This window comes from Oceanobacillus sp. FSL K6-0127 (assembly GCF_037983385.1).
GTDB classification, from domain to species: Bacteria; Bacillota; Bacilli; order Bacillales; family Amphibacillaceae; genus Oceanobacillus; species Oceanobacillus profundus.
On sequence record NZ_CP150287.1, the window covers coordinates 1,117,491 to 1,133,462 of the forward strand.

General features: G+C 37.9%; 15 protein-coding genes. 10 read left to right on the top strand and 5 right to left on the bottom strand.

Features of this window, described 5'->3' with window-relative positions; all coding sequences use genetic code 11:
- Nucleotides 1-305: 305 nt before the first annotated feature.
- Nucleotides 306-1,124 carry a phytoene/squalene synthase family protein gene (locus MHH64_RS05555; protein WP_095311788.1) on the top strand — a complete coding sequence of 273 codons (819 nt, stop codon included), beginning with the start codon at nucleotides 306-308 and terminating at the stop codon, nucleotides 1,122-1,124.
- Nucleotides 1,125-1,466: 342 nt separating this feature from the next.
- Entirely contained in the window at nucleotides 1,467-3,020 is a 1,554-nt protein-coding gene (locus MHH64_RS05560; RefSeq protein WP_095311574.1) for a BCCT family transporter, read from the top strand.
- 62 nt (nucleotides 3,021-3,082) lie between these two features.
- On the opposite strand, the gene MHH64_RS05565 is transcribed toward MHH64_RS05560, so the two are convergent.
- The 5 genes from MHH64_RS05565 to MHH64_RS05585 form a co-directional block, all read right to left on the bottom strand.
- Entirely contained in the window at nucleotides 3,083-3,739 is a 657-nt protein-coding gene (locus tag MHH64_RS05565; protein WP_095311576.1) for a DUF4956 domain-containing protein, read from the bottom strand.
- 1 nt (nucleotide 3,740) lies between these two features.
- Nucleotides 3,741-4,493, bottom strand: coding sequence for a polyphosphate polymerase domain-containing protein (locus tag MHH64_RS05570; RefSeq protein ID WP_340002826.1), 753 nt, complete (start codon nucleotides 4,491-4,493; stop codon nucleotides 3,741-3,743).
- 248 nt (nucleotides 4,494-4,741) lie between these two features.
- Entirely contained in the window at nucleotides 4,742-6,136 is a 1,395-nt protein-coding gene (locus tag MHH64_RS05575) for an L-cystine transporter (protein WP_340002828.1), read from the bottom strand.
- Nucleotides 6,137-6,508: 372 nt separating this feature from the next.
- Nucleotides 6,509-6,712, bottom strand: a complete 204-nt coding sequence (locus MHH64_RS05580) for a hypothetical protein (protein WP_095311580.1) — start codon at nucleotides 6,710-6,712, stop codon at nucleotides 6,509-6,511.
- Between the two features lie 113 nt (nucleotides 6,713-6,825).
- Entirely contained in the window at nucleotides 6,826-7,371 is a 546-nt protein-coding gene (locus MHH64_RS05585) for a hypothetical protein (protein ID WP_340002829.1), read from the bottom strand.
- Between the two features lie 351 nt (nucleotides 7,372-7,722).
- On the opposite strand from MHH64_RS05585, the gene MHH64_RS05590 reads away from it, so the two are divergent.
- The 8 genes from MHH64_RS05590 to MHH64_RS05625 all read left to right on the top strand — a co-directional run bounded on the left by MHH64_RS05590 (nucleotide 7,723) and on the right by MHH64_RS05625 (nucleotide 15,869).
- A complete protein-coding gene (locus MHH64_RS05590; RefSeq protein WP_118889157.1) occupies nucleotides 7,723-9,204 on the top strand; it encodes an MDR family MFS transporter in 1,482 nt (493 codons plus the stop codon).
- Between the two features lie 154 nt (nucleotides 9,205-9,358).
- Entirely contained in the window at nucleotides 9,359-10,090 is a 732-nt protein-coding gene (locus tag MHH64_RS05595; RefSeq protein WP_340002830.1) for an ABC transporter ATP-binding protein, read from the top strand.
- Nucleotides 10,087-11,118, top strand: coding sequence for an ABC transporter permease (locus tag MHH64_RS05600; RefSeq protein ID WP_340002831.1), 1,032 nt, complete (start codon nucleotides 10,087-10,089; stop codon nucleotides 11,116-11,118). The genes MHH64_RS05595 and MHH64_RS05600 overlap by 4 nt, the downstream gene beginning before the upstream one ends.
- 84 nt (nucleotides 11,119-11,202) lie before the next feature.
- Nucleotides 11,203-11,823 (top strand): TetR/AcrR family transcriptional regulator, encoded by a 621-nt coding sequence (locus MHH64_RS05605; protein WP_118889154.1) that lies wholly within the window; start codon nucleotides 11,203-11,205, stop codon nucleotides 11,821-11,823.
- A 182-nt stretch (nucleotides 11,824-12,005) separates the two neighbouring features.
- Complete coding sequence (locus MHH64_RS05610; protein WP_095311591.1) at nucleotides 12,006-12,716, top strand: response regulator transcription factor; 711 nt, start codon at nucleotides 12,006-12,008, stop codon at nucleotides 12,714-12,716.
- Nucleotides 12,713-14,173 (top strand): HAMP domain-containing sensor histidine kinase, encoded by a 1,461-nt coding sequence (locus tag MHH64_RS05615; protein WP_340002832.1) that lies wholly within the window; start codon nucleotides 12,713-12,715, stop codon nucleotides 14,171-14,173. The genes MHH64_RS05610 and MHH64_RS05615 overlap by 4 nt, the downstream gene beginning before the upstream one ends.
- A 2-nt stretch (nucleotides 14,174-14,175) precedes the next feature.
- Nucleotides 14,176-15,258, top strand: a complete 1,083-nt coding sequence (locus tag MHH64_RS05620; RefSeq protein ID WP_340002833.1) for a hypothetical protein — start codon at nucleotides 14,176-14,178, stop codon at nucleotides 15,256-15,258.
- A gap of 122 nt (nucleotides 15,259-15,380) precedes the next feature.
- Nucleotides 15,381-15,869 carry a sigma factor gene (locus MHH64_RS05625; RefSeq protein ID WP_340002834.1) on the top strand — a complete coding sequence of 163 codons (489 nt, stop codon included), beginning with the start codon at nucleotides 15,381-15,383 and terminating at the stop codon, nucleotides 15,867-15,869.
- The last annotated feature ends 103 nt before the right edge of the window (nucleotides 15,870-15,972 follow it).

Here is a 15,972-nt window from a genome sequence, read left to right on the forward strand (position 1 = left end):
CTGATTCCGTGGTGACTCCACTGCACCTTGCAAAATGTTAACAACCACAAGGGTAAGACACCAGCCCTCTCCACGTTTCATGTTTTCGTTTTTTCTCACGCTTTAAGGTGTGCGAATTACAGCGGTTAATGCGAGGAAAACACAATATTACAATAGTAGCTTCTATTCGACATCACTGCAAGCGGAAATAATAGTATCTCTATTTTTGTTCAGAAAACTTCCTTTATATTAACGAAAAGTGACAGTCCCAATCGGGTTTGTTATACTTATGGTACCTCGTATTGGTTAAAGGAGGAGAAGTTTTGTTGAGTGGTCAAGCAAGGTTGGACAAAGAGGCAATGCGCGTACTGAAACTTACTAGCAGAACGTTTTATATACCGATTAAATTATTAAATCCAACTCTAAGAAAAACAGTTGGATCTGCTTACCTATGTATGCGTGCAATTGATGAAATAGAAGATCATGAGCAATTGGATGCTGAAGTAAAGCAGCGATTACTGTTAGAAACAAGCAGTTTGCTACAAAAAGAGTTCGATTTACAGGCATATGAAACATTAGTAGAGCCTTATAAATCGGAATTACCAGAAGTGACCTTAAGACTTGGTGACTGGCTCGAATTTTGTCCTGATAAGATTGTTGATAAAGTAAAAGAATCAACGAGTGAAATGGCCGAAGGAATGGCAAAATGGGTTGTGAAGGACTGGGAAGTAAGAACGAAAGAAGATTTAGATGATTATACATATTATGTAGCTGGTTTGGTAGGCGTTATGCTCTCTGATATTTGGAAATGGTATGATGGTACTGAAACAGATCGTGAATTGGCAATTGGATATGGGCGTGGTCTTCAGGCTGTCAATATATTGCGTAATAAAGATGAAGATGCTGAACGTGGTGTCCGATTTTTCCCGGATGGATGGAGTCGTGATGATATGTTTCGTTATGCAGAGGGTAACCTCGCAAAAGCGGATGATTATATGAAGCAGATCGAAACGAAAAATATTACATTATTTTGTAAGATTCCATTATCCTTAGCAAAGCGAACGCTTAAAGCACTGAAAAGCGGTAAGGAGAAAATGACTCGTGCGGAAGTCGAGTCAACAGTAGACGAGATTATAAATGAATAATGATGTTTGGAAAGAATGACAGCAAGCAGCAATATGCATGCAGGAGTCATTCTTTTTTTGTTATAGAAAGAATACAATTTGCTAATTAGTCAACGGTGAAGATGAATTCGTTTTAAAGTGATGAAAATAAATTAGATTGATATTATTTGCGTAATTAATGAATGAAACCTATAATAGTAAACTGTGTTAAAAATTTGAGCAAGTTGGTGGAATATTAGTCATTGGTTGTTCTTCTGTAGATAGATATTAGGTGTTGTAATCAAATTCCATCCAACGGTCTTTAATGACAAAATGGATTACTATATTATAGACGCTTGTTCCTAACAACATTAGGAGGAAAACGTGGATACAAAAAAGAAGAACCTAGATTGGCCAGTTTTTATTGTGAGTGGAGGATTCCTGATTCTATTTATTTTATTATCGTTATTTGATAATGAAATGGTTGATGGTGCGGTGAATACATTATTTGCTTATTCTTCAGACCTTTTCGGTGCGTACTGGCAGGTATTATTGCTTGGAAACTTTTTCATTGGACTCGGGTTAGCAATTTCAAGGTATGGGAAAGTTAAATTAGGTAAACAGGATAAACCAAAATATAGCTATTTTGGCTGGGTTTCTATGATTTTAGTTACTTTATTGGCAAGTGGGGGCGTATTCTGGGCTGCTGCTGAACCAATGTATCATTACATGACTACTCCCCCATTAGCCGGCGGTGGAGAATTTAATAATATGGATGCTGCATTTGCTCAATCCTTTCTGCACTGGGGGTTTACCGCATGGGCAATTCTAGGTACACTCTCGGTTATTGTGATGATGTATGTACACTATAATAGAGGGCTGCCACTGAAGCCTAGAGGATTGCTATATCCGATTTTTGGTGAAAAAATATATCATAAAAGCGTGCTAGGTACATCGGCAGATATCTTTTCCATAATTGCAACGGTTGCTGGTACGTTGGGACCGCTTGGATTCTTAGGTTTGCAAATATCTTACGGACTTAATCATTTATTCGATGTACCAAACACGTTAACTGTTAGTATTATTGTTGTGCTGGTACTAGTACTGATTGCTGCGATTTCAGCAGCTACAGGCGTAGATCGAGGGATTTACCATCTAAGTAATTGGAATGTGAAATTTACAATATTCTTAGCAGCTGTAGTACTCGTTATTGGTCCTACAATGTTTATTATTGATGCATTTGTAGGTGGCACTGGATTTCATCTGCAAAACTTCTTCACGATGAGCATGTATCGTGGGGATGAGGGCTGGCTTTCAATATGGACGATATTCTTCTGGGGTTGGTTTATCGGATATGCTCCTATGCTGATTGTATTTATTAGCAGAATATCTCGTGGAAGAACAATTAGAGAATTAATCATAGCTGTATCAATTGTTGCTCCAGTAGTGAATAACTTCTGGTTCTCAATTGTAGGTGGGACAGGAGTATTCTTTGAAAACGAAAATGCTGGCTCTGTCTCGACTGCGTTAAACGAGGGTGGAATGCCTGCTGCAGTAATGGCCATTACCGATCAGCTCCCAATGGCAACTCTAATGGGGTTAGGCTTTTTGCTTGTATCGATTATATTTGTTGCAACAACAACCGATACAATGGCTTATACCGTAGCAGCTACGCTAGAGGGAAATGATAATCCAACACGCTGGTTACGTGTATTCTGGGCATTAATCTTCGGTGCTACTACCGTAGTAATTCTATCGATTGGTGAGGATAGTATTGCATCGATTCAGAATTCAATTGTTATAACTGCGGTTCCGGTTTCGCTTCTATTACTGCCACCATTGTGGAACGCTCCAAGAATAGCGAAGAAAATGGCATTAGAGCAAGGATTGATCTGGCAGCGTGAAATGAGAAAAAAAGTAGATAAAAAAGACGAATAATGAAATGGGCCATCTAGCTTTCCAATAAGGGAGCTGGAGGGCCCTTATTCTTAATCTTGATTTTACATATACGTTAAGGAAACCTTTAGATTCGCATTCTTCTCTCGAATCCTGTCAAGCAAGTCTTTGTCATTCACTTCATTTTTACTACGGATGGCATAGGTGTACATAATCATCGTTCCAAGATTAGTTGTCTCAACCTGGCGTAAAGCATGATTAATCGTAAATTGTCTAAAAACATCATCAAGCAGATTTTCATGGTTTAGATTTTCTGGCACCGTTATTTTTAAAATCTGTGTATCTTTTCCTTTTCCGTATTCGAATTTATAAAGAAAGTAAAATAAGATACTAGCAAAAAACGTTAAAATAATCGCCAAATCAAATTGGTAGAGACCGCTGGTCATACCGACTGATAATCCGAAAAAGATATAGGCAATATCCTTCGCATCTGTAACCGCACTTCTAAAACGAATTAAAGAAAATACTGCGAATAAACCAAAAGCAACTCCAGCATTTCCGCTCACAACATTCATAACAACTGATACAACAACACTCATCATAATTATCGTATGGACAAAGTTCTGTGAGTAGCGATCCCCCGTAAATGTTAGTTGATATACCTTTGTAATAACAATACTAAGGATTGTTGTGATTGCCATCGCTAATAGACTCATAAAAATTGCCGATTCATTACCGTTTATTTGAAATAATGTTTCCATTTTATACTCCTCCTACTGTTACATTTTCTTTTCCATTTGGAAGTGGTGGATTCTTTAACAATTCAAGACTGGTACAAAATTTTGATGCACTTCTTTGTTCGCAATTTAGTTGTTGTAAAATGCGAGTAAGCCAGAGGGGAACACTGTCATTCACTTTTACTTCGAGTACAACAAGATTAGAATCAACAAAATTTTTTCCGTACGCACCGTTTTCTAATAAAAGATCTTCATTTCTGCATCGCAGATTAGAATCAAAGGTAATCCGCAACTCTGGGTCTGTTATACAATGAAGTGCATGGCGGTCATAACTTACAATCATTTCGGGCTCTAAGCGGTATAAGTTGCGAAAATAATCAATCTCACGCAGTACTTGTATATTCGAACCCTCGTAATTCTTAATACAGGACTCCAGGCGGTTAATATAGCGGTAGGCCTCGGATAATGAGATAAGCATGCGTCTTTTATTGACGACTTTTTTATGCTTTTGTTTCACTTCAAAAAAAGCAGTTCCGTGGATGTCGGTATCATCGTAGATCCGTAAACGAAGCTTTTGCCGATACTTCAGTTTGTTTTTAGTTTCAAAGTAAATTTTGTGATCATCACTTTCGAAGTATAGGCTGGTTACGGTGTACTTCCCATCCTCACCGAACTTGTCAGGTCGCATAAACGGTGAGATTTGCTGAATTAATTGTTCATATTGCACAGTGGTGATTAAATACTTCTGTTCTTTCCTTCTAAAAATTTCAATCGCCATATGATATCCTCCTTACCTTGAAAACTATTCTATAATTCTCGTATAAGATACCTATGTGAAAGGGATTAGAATTGGATGAGAATGTGATGTGAATCTAAATTTTGGGTGAAATCCTGTAATTTATCATTGGTTATTAAATATTAGGAAGGGGATTTATGATAGTCTTTAAAATTCATTTATCTGGAGTATAACGTTTTTAAGTATAAAGCTAAAAAGGGCCGCTCCATTCTTTGGAGCGGCCTTTAAAGTTATAGTGATGTATTTTCTTCAATTGCGTTTTTGTCATTAAATGTTTTTACGTTTAAATTCTTTAAAATTCGTGATGTTAAGGTACCGGAAACCATACTTCCGTTAACATTTAAAGCTGTGCGTCCCATATCGATAAACGCCTCGATTGAAATTAATAGTCCAGCTAATGCTACTGGCATTCCCATTGATGAGAGAACAATGATTGCGGCAAATGTTGCTCCGCCACCAACACCGGCTACACCAAATGAGCTAATACCGATAATGAGAACCAATTGGATAATAAACCCTGGTGAAAGAGGATTAATCCCGATAGTTGGTGCTATCATGACAGCTAGCATGGCAGGGTAGATTCCTGCACAGCCATTTTGGCCCATTGTTGCTCCAAATGAAGCAGACATATTGGCAACACCTTGCTCAACACCAAGTGAATTTTTTTGTGCCTGAATATTCAATGGAATTGTTCCTGCACTAGAGCGCGATGTAAATGCAAAGCCTAATACCGGAAAAGCTTTTCTTAAATACGTAAACGGATTTAAACCAAATATGCCGACTAAAACTAAGTGAAGAATGAACATAACCAGCAATGCAACGTAGGAAGCAATAACAAACTTACCGAGTTCCAGGATACCTGCAAAATTTGTGCTGGCCACTGTATTCGCCATTAATGCTAAAACCCCAAATGGAGTTAAGCGTAAGACTAATGTTACGATACGCATGACAACGGCATAGACAGCGTTAACCATCTTCGTGAACATCTCTGCTTGTTCCGGATTTTTTCTGCGCACACCCAGTACCGCAATCCCAACAATAATAGAGAAAATAACGATAGCAATAACGGATGTTGGTCTTTCTCCAGTCATATCCAAGAAAATATTAGACGGAATGAAGTTAAGGATTCGTTGTGGGGTCGATTGCTCTTCCACTTCCCCCAAACTTGTTTCTAACGATGTGGCACGCTCTGACTCTGCTTGCCCCATTTCAATTTGCTCCGCATTTAGATCAAACACGATTGCAGTTCCAATTCCGATTAGGGCGGCAACCATTGTAGTAGAGATCAGGATTCCAATAATCCACGCAGACATCTTACCGAGTTCTGCGGTCCTTTCCAAGTTAATAATGGATTGGATAATGGAAACCATCACAATTGGTACAACAATCATCATAAGGAAGCTAATGTAGCCTCGCCCAACAATGTTGTACCATTCAGTGGTCTCAGTTAAAACTTCAGAGCCAGTTCCGTAAATTAATTGTAATAAGGCTCCAAGGACAATCCCTACTCCTAAACCAGTGAATACACGCTTTGTAAAAGAAAAATGCTTTTTCTGCATCCATATTAGTAAACCGATAAGTGCTAGTAGCACTACTATATTTAATAGAATATAAATAGAGTCCATCTTGATAAACCTCCTTGTTAATGTTTTCTTGCAGTTGGAGAATACTATGCAGCAATACTAATATTATACTAGTTTATTATTCCGATAATATTAGTATGACTTAAATTAAGATACACTGGTTTAAAAGAAGTGTCAAGAAATTAATTTTAGTGAGGTTCACGCATTAACGGCTGTGATACCTGCACATCTAATGTGAAGGAACCAAAACGAATGGTTGTGAGGTAAAAAAACAAGAAGGAAGGACTCCATTCACTAAAAAAAGTATCACGACATGAATCTGGAATCGTTGGTGAAGATTATTGTGTTTAGCACAGAAAGCATATCGTTTAACGACGTAGTGGGCAAGCTATCAAGCTTCCCCACTATGCTGTGCTACATCCAATTTTTTTGGAATAAAGCTTTAATAGCAATATAGAGAACTGAAAAGGCAAATACGATGACAGCAATTGTTCCTACAGCAATTAAGAAATTGACGATTGTTGTAGACGTAATAAATGAAGATGCTAACGACGTTACAACAATTAATCCAAAACCAGCCAGGATTGCTGTAAGAAAGAGTAAAGCAAGTTGATTCATCATCATCCCCCCTTTATTTAGGATATGAATAAAGGGGGGATATCGTTTATGTAGATTTAAAAAATGGAGAGAAGTAAAAAGACCGCATAATGGAAGGCGGTCTTTGTGTGTAACTAATAGCATTGAAACGATTGAATTTGGTTTAAGTCGATACCGAAATACACCCATCTGAATCCGGTCCATCTGAATCCTGCAATTGAATTTCTGCCAACAAACGTTGGGAAAAACCAAAAAGCGTCTCTTCTTAACCAAATATAGGTGAATCGGAATAAACAGCCTCGAATTCCACCTGGATCAACCGCGAATGTTTGGAACTGTGATTGTTCGGGTGTGAAATTCGGTGGTGGAGAGGTAGGTGGTCCAGCTTGTTGTCCACCGCCACCGCCGCCAGGGAAACCTCCGGGACCTCCGGGGCCACCTGGACCACCAGGGAAGCCACCGGGTCCGCCGCCAGGAAAGCCTCCGGGACCTCCGGGGCCACCTGGACCACCAGGGAAGCCGCCGGGTCCGCCGCCAGGGAAACCTCCAGGACCGCCTGGACCACCTGGACCACCGCCAGATCCAGGGCCGAAAATCTGACCAAGTATGTTCCCTGGAAGATTAAACTGCCTTTCATCATCATGTTGCGGTGGATGATATGGATTATTATGATAATTCATCTATTCTTTCCTCCCTTTTCTGCTCATAAAAAATCGCTCCCTTTACTATATGGGGAATTCGTCTAATGTGGGATTGAATTTAAAAGATTGGGCGGCTGGTATGTGTATAAGGAAGAACAAATAATTGCCAATATAAAGATTCTACTTGTTTTTTCCTTTTTATCCTTTAAATTATACTTAAAAAAACGCTTGTCATGATGAATCAATTATGGTAATGTTAAAAGGTTGTCAAGAGATAATGAGTAGAGCAAATAACAGACCAGGCTCGTTGGAAATTTGCATGTGAATATTCTAGCTGGATTCTGTGAATATAAACAGGTATGAGCAAAAAAATAGTAAGGGGGTTTTTCTATGACAGATCACAACAATCAGCAAGAAAAATATGAATATCTTGCTGATAATCCTAATGTGAAAGTAATGCCAATTATGCTTTCTTTAATTATTGGTGCTTTCTTTGCAATATTAAATGAAACTTTATTAAATATAGCATTAACGACACTTATGGCTGAGTTTGGTGTAACACTAACAACTGTGCAGTGGATGGCAACAGGATTTATGTTAATTATGGGAATTATTATCCCTGCATCAGCTGTATTAATGCAGTGGTTTACAACACGTCAGCTATTTATAAGTACAATGATCGTCTTTACAATCGGTACAACAATAAGTGCGCTTGCGCCGAACTTTCCAATATTGCTTGTCGGCCGACTTATTCAAGCGGTTGGTACAGGTTTGTTGATGCCGATTATATTTAATGTGTTCTTGTTAATTTTCCCGCCACATCGAAGAGGGAAGGTTATGGGGCTAGTTGGGTTAGTAATTATGTTTGCTCCGGCAATCGGGCCAACCTTATCTGGCGTAATTGTTGAATATTTAGGATGGCGCTATTTATTTATTTCCGTTATTCCGTTTGCATTATTTTCGATTGCATTCGCATCTAAATATTTAGTGAATGTATCAGAAGTGACGAAGCCGAAAATAGATATCATTTCCCTTGTTTTTTCAACAATCGGATTCGGTGCGATCGTTTATGGCTTTAGTTCGGCAGGGGAAACTGGGTTTTTAGAGCCTAAAGTATATACTGTAATTATCATAGGCTTCATTGCAGTGGCATTGTTTACATGGAGACAATTAAGACTGGAAGAGCCTCTGATTGATTTACGTGTTTTTCGTTATCCGATGTACACGCATGGGGTACTTATGTTCTTAATCATCATTATGGCGATGTTTGCTTCAGAAATTATTTTACCAATTTACATGCAAGGTCCCCTAGCTTTAACAGCTGCTACAGCAGGGCTAGTTCTACTGCCTGGTAGCATTCTAAATGGTGCAATGTCACCGGTAATGGGTGGACTCTTTGATAAGTTTGGTCCGCGAGTCTTGATGATTCCAGCAACGCTTGTTTTATGTGGAACCATGTTTATGATGAGTAGATTGGATTTAGATACACCAGTCTGGGTAATTGTTGTTGGATACATTTTACTCATGTTATCCGTTTCTGCGATTATGATGCCAGCCGAAACAAATGGGTTGAATCAGCTTCCAAAGCATTTGTATCCACATGGAACTGCTGTAATGACAACATTACAGCCTGTTGCAGGAGCAATTGGGGTATCTGTATTTATTAGTATTATGAATGCGAGACAAAATGGTTTGTTGCAAAATGCAAACAATCCTACAGATCCTACTGCTATCAAAGAAGCAATGGTAGCGGGTGTGGAACTTGTATATTTTATTGCTTTTGCTATATCCATTGTTGCTGTCATTATGGCATTTTTTGTTTATCGCGCTGTACCGAAAGAAACAGAAGAGCAGCCGGTTGAGGAAAATTAATAGATTAAAGAAAAATAAGTTTTCATTCTGTGGAATGCAGAGTGGAAGCTTATTTTTTTTAAAAAGTTAATTCTCACGTGCTTTACATGAATTGAATATTGCTGTATGTTATAAGTGAGTAATCACTCACTTATAACATGGCGAGGTGAAACGGATGCGAAATCAAAACTCATGTATCTCGATTCAACATGTGTTTAAGCAGTTTGGCAAGCACGAAGTACTAAAGGATATCAATCTCGAAATTGAGGAAGGGGAGATATTCGGACTTCTCGGTCCGTCTGGTGCTGGGAAATCAACCTTAATAAAAGAATTAGCAGGGCTAGATGTTCCTACATCAGGCGAAAATTATATGTTTGGAGAAAGAATGCCAACGTTCAAATTGATGGAGCGAATAGGTTATATGGCCCAAGCAGATGCACTTTACGAAGAATTATCAGCAAACGAAAATTTACAGTTTTTTGCAAGTTTATATGGATTGAAAGGTAAAAAGAAAAAGGAAAGAATTAACGAAGTAATGCAGCTTGTTGACTTATCAGCTCATTTGAATAAGCTCGTATCTAATTATTCTGGTGGAATGAAAAGAAGGCTGTCATTAGCGATTGCACTTCTTCATGAGCCTGAAATGCTAATTCTCGATGAGCCAACAGTCGGGATTGATCCTGTTTTAAGAAAAAGTATTTGGGATGCTTTTTATGATTTGAATAAGAAAGGGACAACAATAATCGTTACAACCCATGTGATGGATGAAGCCGAAAAATGTGATCGGTTGGGACTCATGCGAGATGGGGCTTTAATCGCAGTCGGTACACCAGAAGCATTACGAAAAGAGACGAATTCAGAAACAATTGAACAAGCGTTTCTTGTTTATGGAGGTGCGACATCGTGAGAGTTATTGCATTAACAAAAAGGATTTTGCAACAGCTTATACGGGATAAACGGACATTAGGTTTGCTTATCTTTGCGCCGATTTTAGTCCTAACTATGCTTCACTTGGTTTTTAATGGAGATGATTATGTACCGAAAGTGGGATTAGTAGAGATTCCTGAAGCTATTATTGACCAAATTGATACGACAGATGCTGAAGTAACCATATACACGAATGAAAATGATGCACAGCAAGCTGTCCACTCTGAGGAGATTGATGGTTATATTTTACTTGATGATGCCACCACTTCAGCTGTCTTTCTTGAAGGTAGTGACCCAAGTGTGAATAGCGCTACATTGAGATGGATCCAATCAGCTTTTAGCTCACTGCAGCAGGGTGAAAGTGCTGCACAGTTTGAAATTGATTATTTATACGGCTCAAGTGATATGGGATCATTTGATTACTTTGGGCCAGTACTGCTCGGGTTCTTTGTCTTTTTCTTTGTCTTTATTATTGCTGGCGTTTCCTTTATTCGTGAGCGGACAACAGGAACATTGGAACGGCTGCTCTCTACACCATTGCGTAAATGGGAGATTGTGACGGGATATGTTCTTGGATTTGGAATCTTCACGATCATTCAATCAACGATTATTGCATGGTATGCTATTTATGTACTGAATATGATGATGGTAGGAGCATTTATTTATGTGCTTTTAATTACATTGTCACTTGCGCTCACGGCACTAACATTAGGCATACTCATTTCTTCATTTGCGAACAATGAATTGCAAATGATTCAATTCATACCGATTGTTGTTATTCCGCAAATATTCTTTTCGGGATTATTTAATTTAGAAACGATTTCCGACTGGTTAAGCTGGGTTGGTCCGTTTACTCCGCTTTATTATGCTGCAGATGCACTACGAGATGTTATGGTAAGGGGACATGGCTTTGGCGAAATTTTTGTTAATCTTATTATTCTATTTGGCTTTTCATTACTATTTATGCTTTTAAATGGTTTGGCACTTCGTAAGTATCGGAAAATATAACGTAGGCTTTTCGTTGCGCCATGTGACACTTATTCGATATGATGTTAGATAAGGAATGTTTAACTTGATAAGAGGCGAAATTTGATGACAAATAGTGAGACGAAATTAACTAAAAAACAAATAGCGATATTAGAGGCAGCGACAGAGCTATTCGCAGAAAAAGGCTATGCAGGTACTTCTACAAGTGAGATCGCGAATAAAGCGGAAGTCGCAGAAGGAACGATTTTCAAGCATTTTAAATCCAAAAAGGGGCTGTTGTTATCGATTGTCTCACCGATGATGGTGAAGTTAATCGCTCCAATGGTGAAAAATGATATGAACAAGGTGCTTGATCAGGATTTTGAACATTTTCAAGATTTTATTCGAGCTATGATTGAGAATAGAAAAGCATTTATTAAAAAAAACCTTCCCCTTTTACGAATATTAATTCAGGAAATTCCTTTTCATCCAGAGTTAAAGGAGCAGTTTATTGAGCATATCGGGAAAGATATTTTTGCTAGACTTAGAAACATTGTTGAACATTATCAAGCTAAGGGCCAGCTCATTCAAACCCATTCGGATACAATCATTCGAATTGTTGCCTCGTCTATTTTTTCTTATATTATTGCACGATATGTTATTGTTCCTGATGGTGATTGGAACGATGAGGAAGAGGTTGAACGGATTATTCAAGTTCTGGAAAATGGGATTGTGCCAAGGGAATAGGTGTTTTTAGCTTTTGATCCTTTTCTATGGGAAACGTAGAAAAGGTTTTTTTATGTTCTGAGGTAAGCGGTTTAGATTAATTTTAGATTTACTTAGCTACCCACTAATTATTAACTAAAAATAAACTTTTGCGTTGTCGTTACTAAAGTGACTTATACTTGAGTTAGAGAAGAGGGGGACCTATGGTAGAACAAAGTAAAATTCTTATCGTAGAAGATGATTATGAAATTGCCCGGATTATGAGGGATCACTTAAATAGAGAAGGTTTTCAAGTGACCTGGGCATCGACAGGATTGGAGGGCTTGGAAGATTTTAGAGCCGATGACTATTCTTTAGTGCTCGTGGATCTCATGATGCCAGAGATGGATGGTTTTACATTATGTGAAACCATTCGGTTAGAAAGTGACGTACCGTTATTAATTGTTAGTGCTAAAAATGAGGATGAAAGCAAAATACGTGGATTGGGTCTTGGTGCAGATGATTATTTAACCAAGCCATTTAGCCTGAAAGAATTGACTGCTCGAGTACATTCTCACCTAAGAAGATACGAGCGCTATACAAAGAAGCATTATAATGAGCAGATTTTTCATTATAAACATGGGTTAGCCATTGACTTTTTGAATGAAGCTGTATTTTTAGATGGGAAAATTCTCTTTCTAACCACTAAAGAGCGGGAGATTTTGTTTTTACTTGCTAAAAATCCATTTATTACGTTTGAAAAAGTGAAAATATATGAGCATGTATGGCAATTGATGAATGTAGATGGCAATAATACCGTAACCGTTCATATTAAAAGTCTTCGCACGAAGCTAAAAGATACAGGAAAGCAAGCGAGATTTGTCCAGACCGTTTGGGGTGTTGGGTATCGTTTTATAGGAGAACAAGTTGGATGAAGATTAAAAACTGGCTTATGATAAGTTATTTGCTCGTTATGGTTTTACCGATTGCCGCTATTTATTTACTCTATATTAATTTAAGCGCTTATGATCAAGATCAGGATTTAATGGAATATCTAACTTTTCAAAATGTCGTTACAAATCTGGAAAGCGAATTAAAGGAAGAAGCCTTATATAAAATTCAGTCTGACGAAAACTACCAGCATTTGCGTAGTCTGGCAGATGATAATCTCAAAATCGATTTATTTCGTTATGATGGCGTTCAGTTGTTTTCTACGATGAATACACCAGGAAACCCGCAGCTTTTTCAAGTGAATCAAGAAAAATTATTTCAGAATTTAAATGAATATCAGAAAAAAACGCGAACCTATTCGGTGAAAAAGCCAGTATTTGATGATACGAATCGGGTAGTTGGTTTATATGAAATTACATTAGGTAGAAAAGCGTGGGTAGAGACCTCCAATCAACGTACGACGATGATGTTTATATTATTGGGTATCTTTTTCATTGCACTCTATTCAGTGGTTATGCTCTCTATCAACCGTAAGCTGAATCGACCTTTGTATCAGTTACAAGAACATATGAAAGCATTTGCGGCAGGTAAGAAATTGAATCAGGAGCTGGTTCAATCGAAGGATGAAATTGGAGTAGTTATTACACATTTCGAGCAAATGAAAGCTCAAATAGCAGAAACGAGAGATGCTCTTGCCAAACAGCAGCATGAAAAAGAATATATGGTTGCCTCCTTATCTCATGACTTAAAAACACCATTAACCGTTATTCGAACATACACCGAAGCTTTGGAAAATCACCATTTATCAAAAGAAGAAAAAGAAGACTATCAAATGATACTCTATGAAAAATTAGAACATATGAAGCAAATGATCGATGATTTATCAATATTCACCTCGCTTCAATCAACTGATAATATGCTCCATATCGTACAAGTAAATGGGGAAGAGTTTTTTGAAATGCTGTTTTCTGGTTATGAAGAGCCATGCTTCAAAAAAGATATAGAACTAAACACCGAACTGCATGTTAGGAATTCCTACATGCTTGATCCGAAACAAATGATTCGCCTTGTTGATAATTTAATGGATAATAGCATTCGCTATACTCCGAAACATCGTCGTATTTGGTTAGCTGCCATTTCATCGAGGAAGCCATTACCAAATTGGGTATTCCCAGAGTTTAAAGATGATGTGAATTTATTCAGGGAGGGTGGGACTGTGATGCTTATTCAGAACGAAGGAAAAGGCATAAAGCATAGTCAACTAGAAAAGATTTTCCAACCATTTTATCAAGATGATGCTTCACGAGGAAAAGGGGCAACTTCAGGTCTCGGATTAAGTATTGCAAAAATAATTATGGAAAAGCATGATGGGGAGATAAAAATTTGGTCAACTGAAAATAAGGGCACATTAATTGCCTGCTGGTTAAAGGAGAAGGGTTAATCATGAAGTTTACGTGGAGAAAAGGTTTGATTTTACTAAGTCTTATTACATTAATATTAGGAGGCTGTTCACAAAATATGGAAGTTTCTGCAGAGGAAATTATCCAAAATGCTATTGAATCGGAGAAGGATGTAAATGCCTATCAAGGTGTAGCGGAAATGAAAATGTTTGAAGGAGAAGAAATGACACAGCATATCATCCTGGAGGAGTATGTTGAAGGCGAGAAAAGAAAGGTTGTTACGAACGATCAAGTACTAAAACAAGAAGTAGAAGTATTAAATGATGGCACTACAATGCTTATCTATGATAAAGCAAATAACCAGGCGCAAGAAATGGATACGACAGAGTTTGTAGACTTTGCAGGTATAAGTCCTAAAGAGCAATTCAAAACGATGATGGGGATGATGGGGGAATCTCATACCTATGAAATGGTTGGGGAGGAACAAATGCTTGATGCTGATACATTCCACATTCGGGTAAAAGCGAATGAAGCGGATAATTTACTAGGAGACATGGAATTATGGGTGGATCAAAAAACGTGGTTTGTTGTGAAGCTTGTTTCAGAAACAGGAGATATTCGAACAGAATTCGAGTATACAGAGTTGGATTTCTCACCAGACTTTGCAGATGACACGTTTACGCTTGATATTCCGGAAGATATTGAAATTACAAACTTGGAAGAGGATCTAGAGGAATTGGGGCCAGAAACAGTTACAGTAAAAGAAGCCGAGGAAGCGCTGGGCCAAGCGTTCCTTGTATTTCCAGAGGAAGCATATCATCTTGCAAGCATGCAAATGTATGATTTCTCTGCTGGATTGAATCGGCATGAGCTGGAGTTAATGTATAGTTCCAAGGAGAATATCCCATTGTTTTCGTTGTCTGTGTTTCCAACTCCCGATGACATGCCAGTTGAAGAAGCGGATTTAGAGATTCGAGGAAATGCTGCAGAGTATGAAGAGGTAATTAAGAGCATTGTTTGGGATGAAGATGGTTTACGTTATTCGATCGTAATAACGCATCCAGATATAGATGAAGAAGAAATTGTGAAATCGACAGAAAGAATGATTTTGAGTTCGGAAAAGTAATGAAAAGATGAGCGAGAAAGTTTACGAAAAGATTTGCTGCAGCTAAGCAAGTATTACAAACTTTTCTAGCTGCATAAGTGGAAAAAGGGCTAATACAGGAAGCATAGTACGGAGGTTAAAGGATGAGGGAGATAGGGAGACGAGTTATTAAACAGGTGAAAAAAGGAGATCATTGTGCATTTAAGAAGCTTGTTCAGCATTACCATCAATCAGTCTATAAAATTTGCTACATGATTATCGGTGACAATAAAGCTGCTGAGAATATGGCTGAAGATATTTTCTTGCATGTTTATAATCATATTGGCGATTATCAGGAAACTACTAGAAAATTTTCGCTGTGGCTGTTTCAAAAAACGGTGAACCTAGCTCGTAACCAATTCAATGAAAAAAATCAGACCGGCGTGCATGCTAATCCCGTATTAAATAAAGATAATAATATAAAACTTATATTGATGAACATTTCTTTAAAAGAGAGATTAGCTTTAACCCTAAAATCTAGCAATCATTTATCCATTCAGGAGATTAGTGAAGTTTTAGAAATCCCCAATTCCACTACCCTAACCTATATTTGGCGAGGGAGAGAATCGCTGCGCACGATGATTAGTCAGTAATTTGTTCTATTGCGTTTAATAAATGTACCAGTTCCATTATTTAAGGGGACTGGTACATTTTTTCTCGTGGATTCTGCTGACGGGTACATTTTCGTTTGCTTTT

Excerpts from the sequence above, each read along its gene's own strand:
- MHH64_RS05610 (WP_095311591.1), top strand. The coding sequence starts at position 12,006 with ATGGTAGAACAAAGTAAAATTCTTATCGTAGAAGATGATTATGAAATT.
- MHH64_RS05595 (WP_340002830.1), top strand. The coding sequence starts at position 9,359 with ATGCGAAATCAAAACTCATGTATCTCGATTCAACATGTGTTTAAGCAG.
- MHH64_RS05620 (WP_340002833.1), top strand. The coding sequence starts at position 14,176 with ATGAAGTTTACGTGGAGAAAAGGTTTGATTTTACTAAGTCTTATTACA.
- MHH64_RS05605 (WP_118889154.1), top strand. The coding sequence starts at position 11,203 with ATGACAAATAGTGAGACGAAATTAACTAAAAAACAAATAGCGATATTA.
- MHH64_RS05590 (WP_118889157.1), top strand. The coding sequence starts at position 7,723 with ATGACAGATCACAACAATCAGCAAGAAAAATATGAATATCTTGCTGAT.
- MHH64_RS05570 (WP_340002826.1), bottom strand. The coding sequence starts at position 4,493 with ATGGCGATTGAAATTTTTAGAAGGAAAGAACAGAAGTATTTAATCACC.
- MHH64_RS05565 (WP_095311576.1), bottom strand. The coding sequence starts at position 3,739 with ATGGAAACATTATTTCAAATAAACGGTAATGAATCGGCAATTTTTATG.
- MHH64_RS05580 (WP_095311580.1), bottom strand. The coding sequence starts at position 6,712 with ATGAATCAACTTGCTTTACTCTTTCTTACAGCAATCCTGGCTGGTTTT.
- MHH64_RS05575 (WP_340002828.1), bottom strand. The coding sequence starts at position 6,136 with ATGGACTCTATTTATATTCTATTAAATATAGTAGTGCTACTAGCACTT.
- MHH64_RS05585 (WP_340002829.1), bottom strand. The coding sequence starts at position 7,371 with ATGAATTATCATAATAATCCATATCATCCACCGCAACATGATGATGAA.
- MHH64_RS05615 (WP_340002832.1), top strand. The coding sequence starts at position 12,713 with ATGAAGATTAAAAACTGGCTTATGATAAGTTATTTGCTCGTTATGGTT.
- MHH64_RS05625 (WP_340002834.1), top strand. The coding sequence starts at position 15,381 with ATGAGGGAGATAGGGAGACGAGTTATTAAACAGGTGAAAAAAGGAGAT.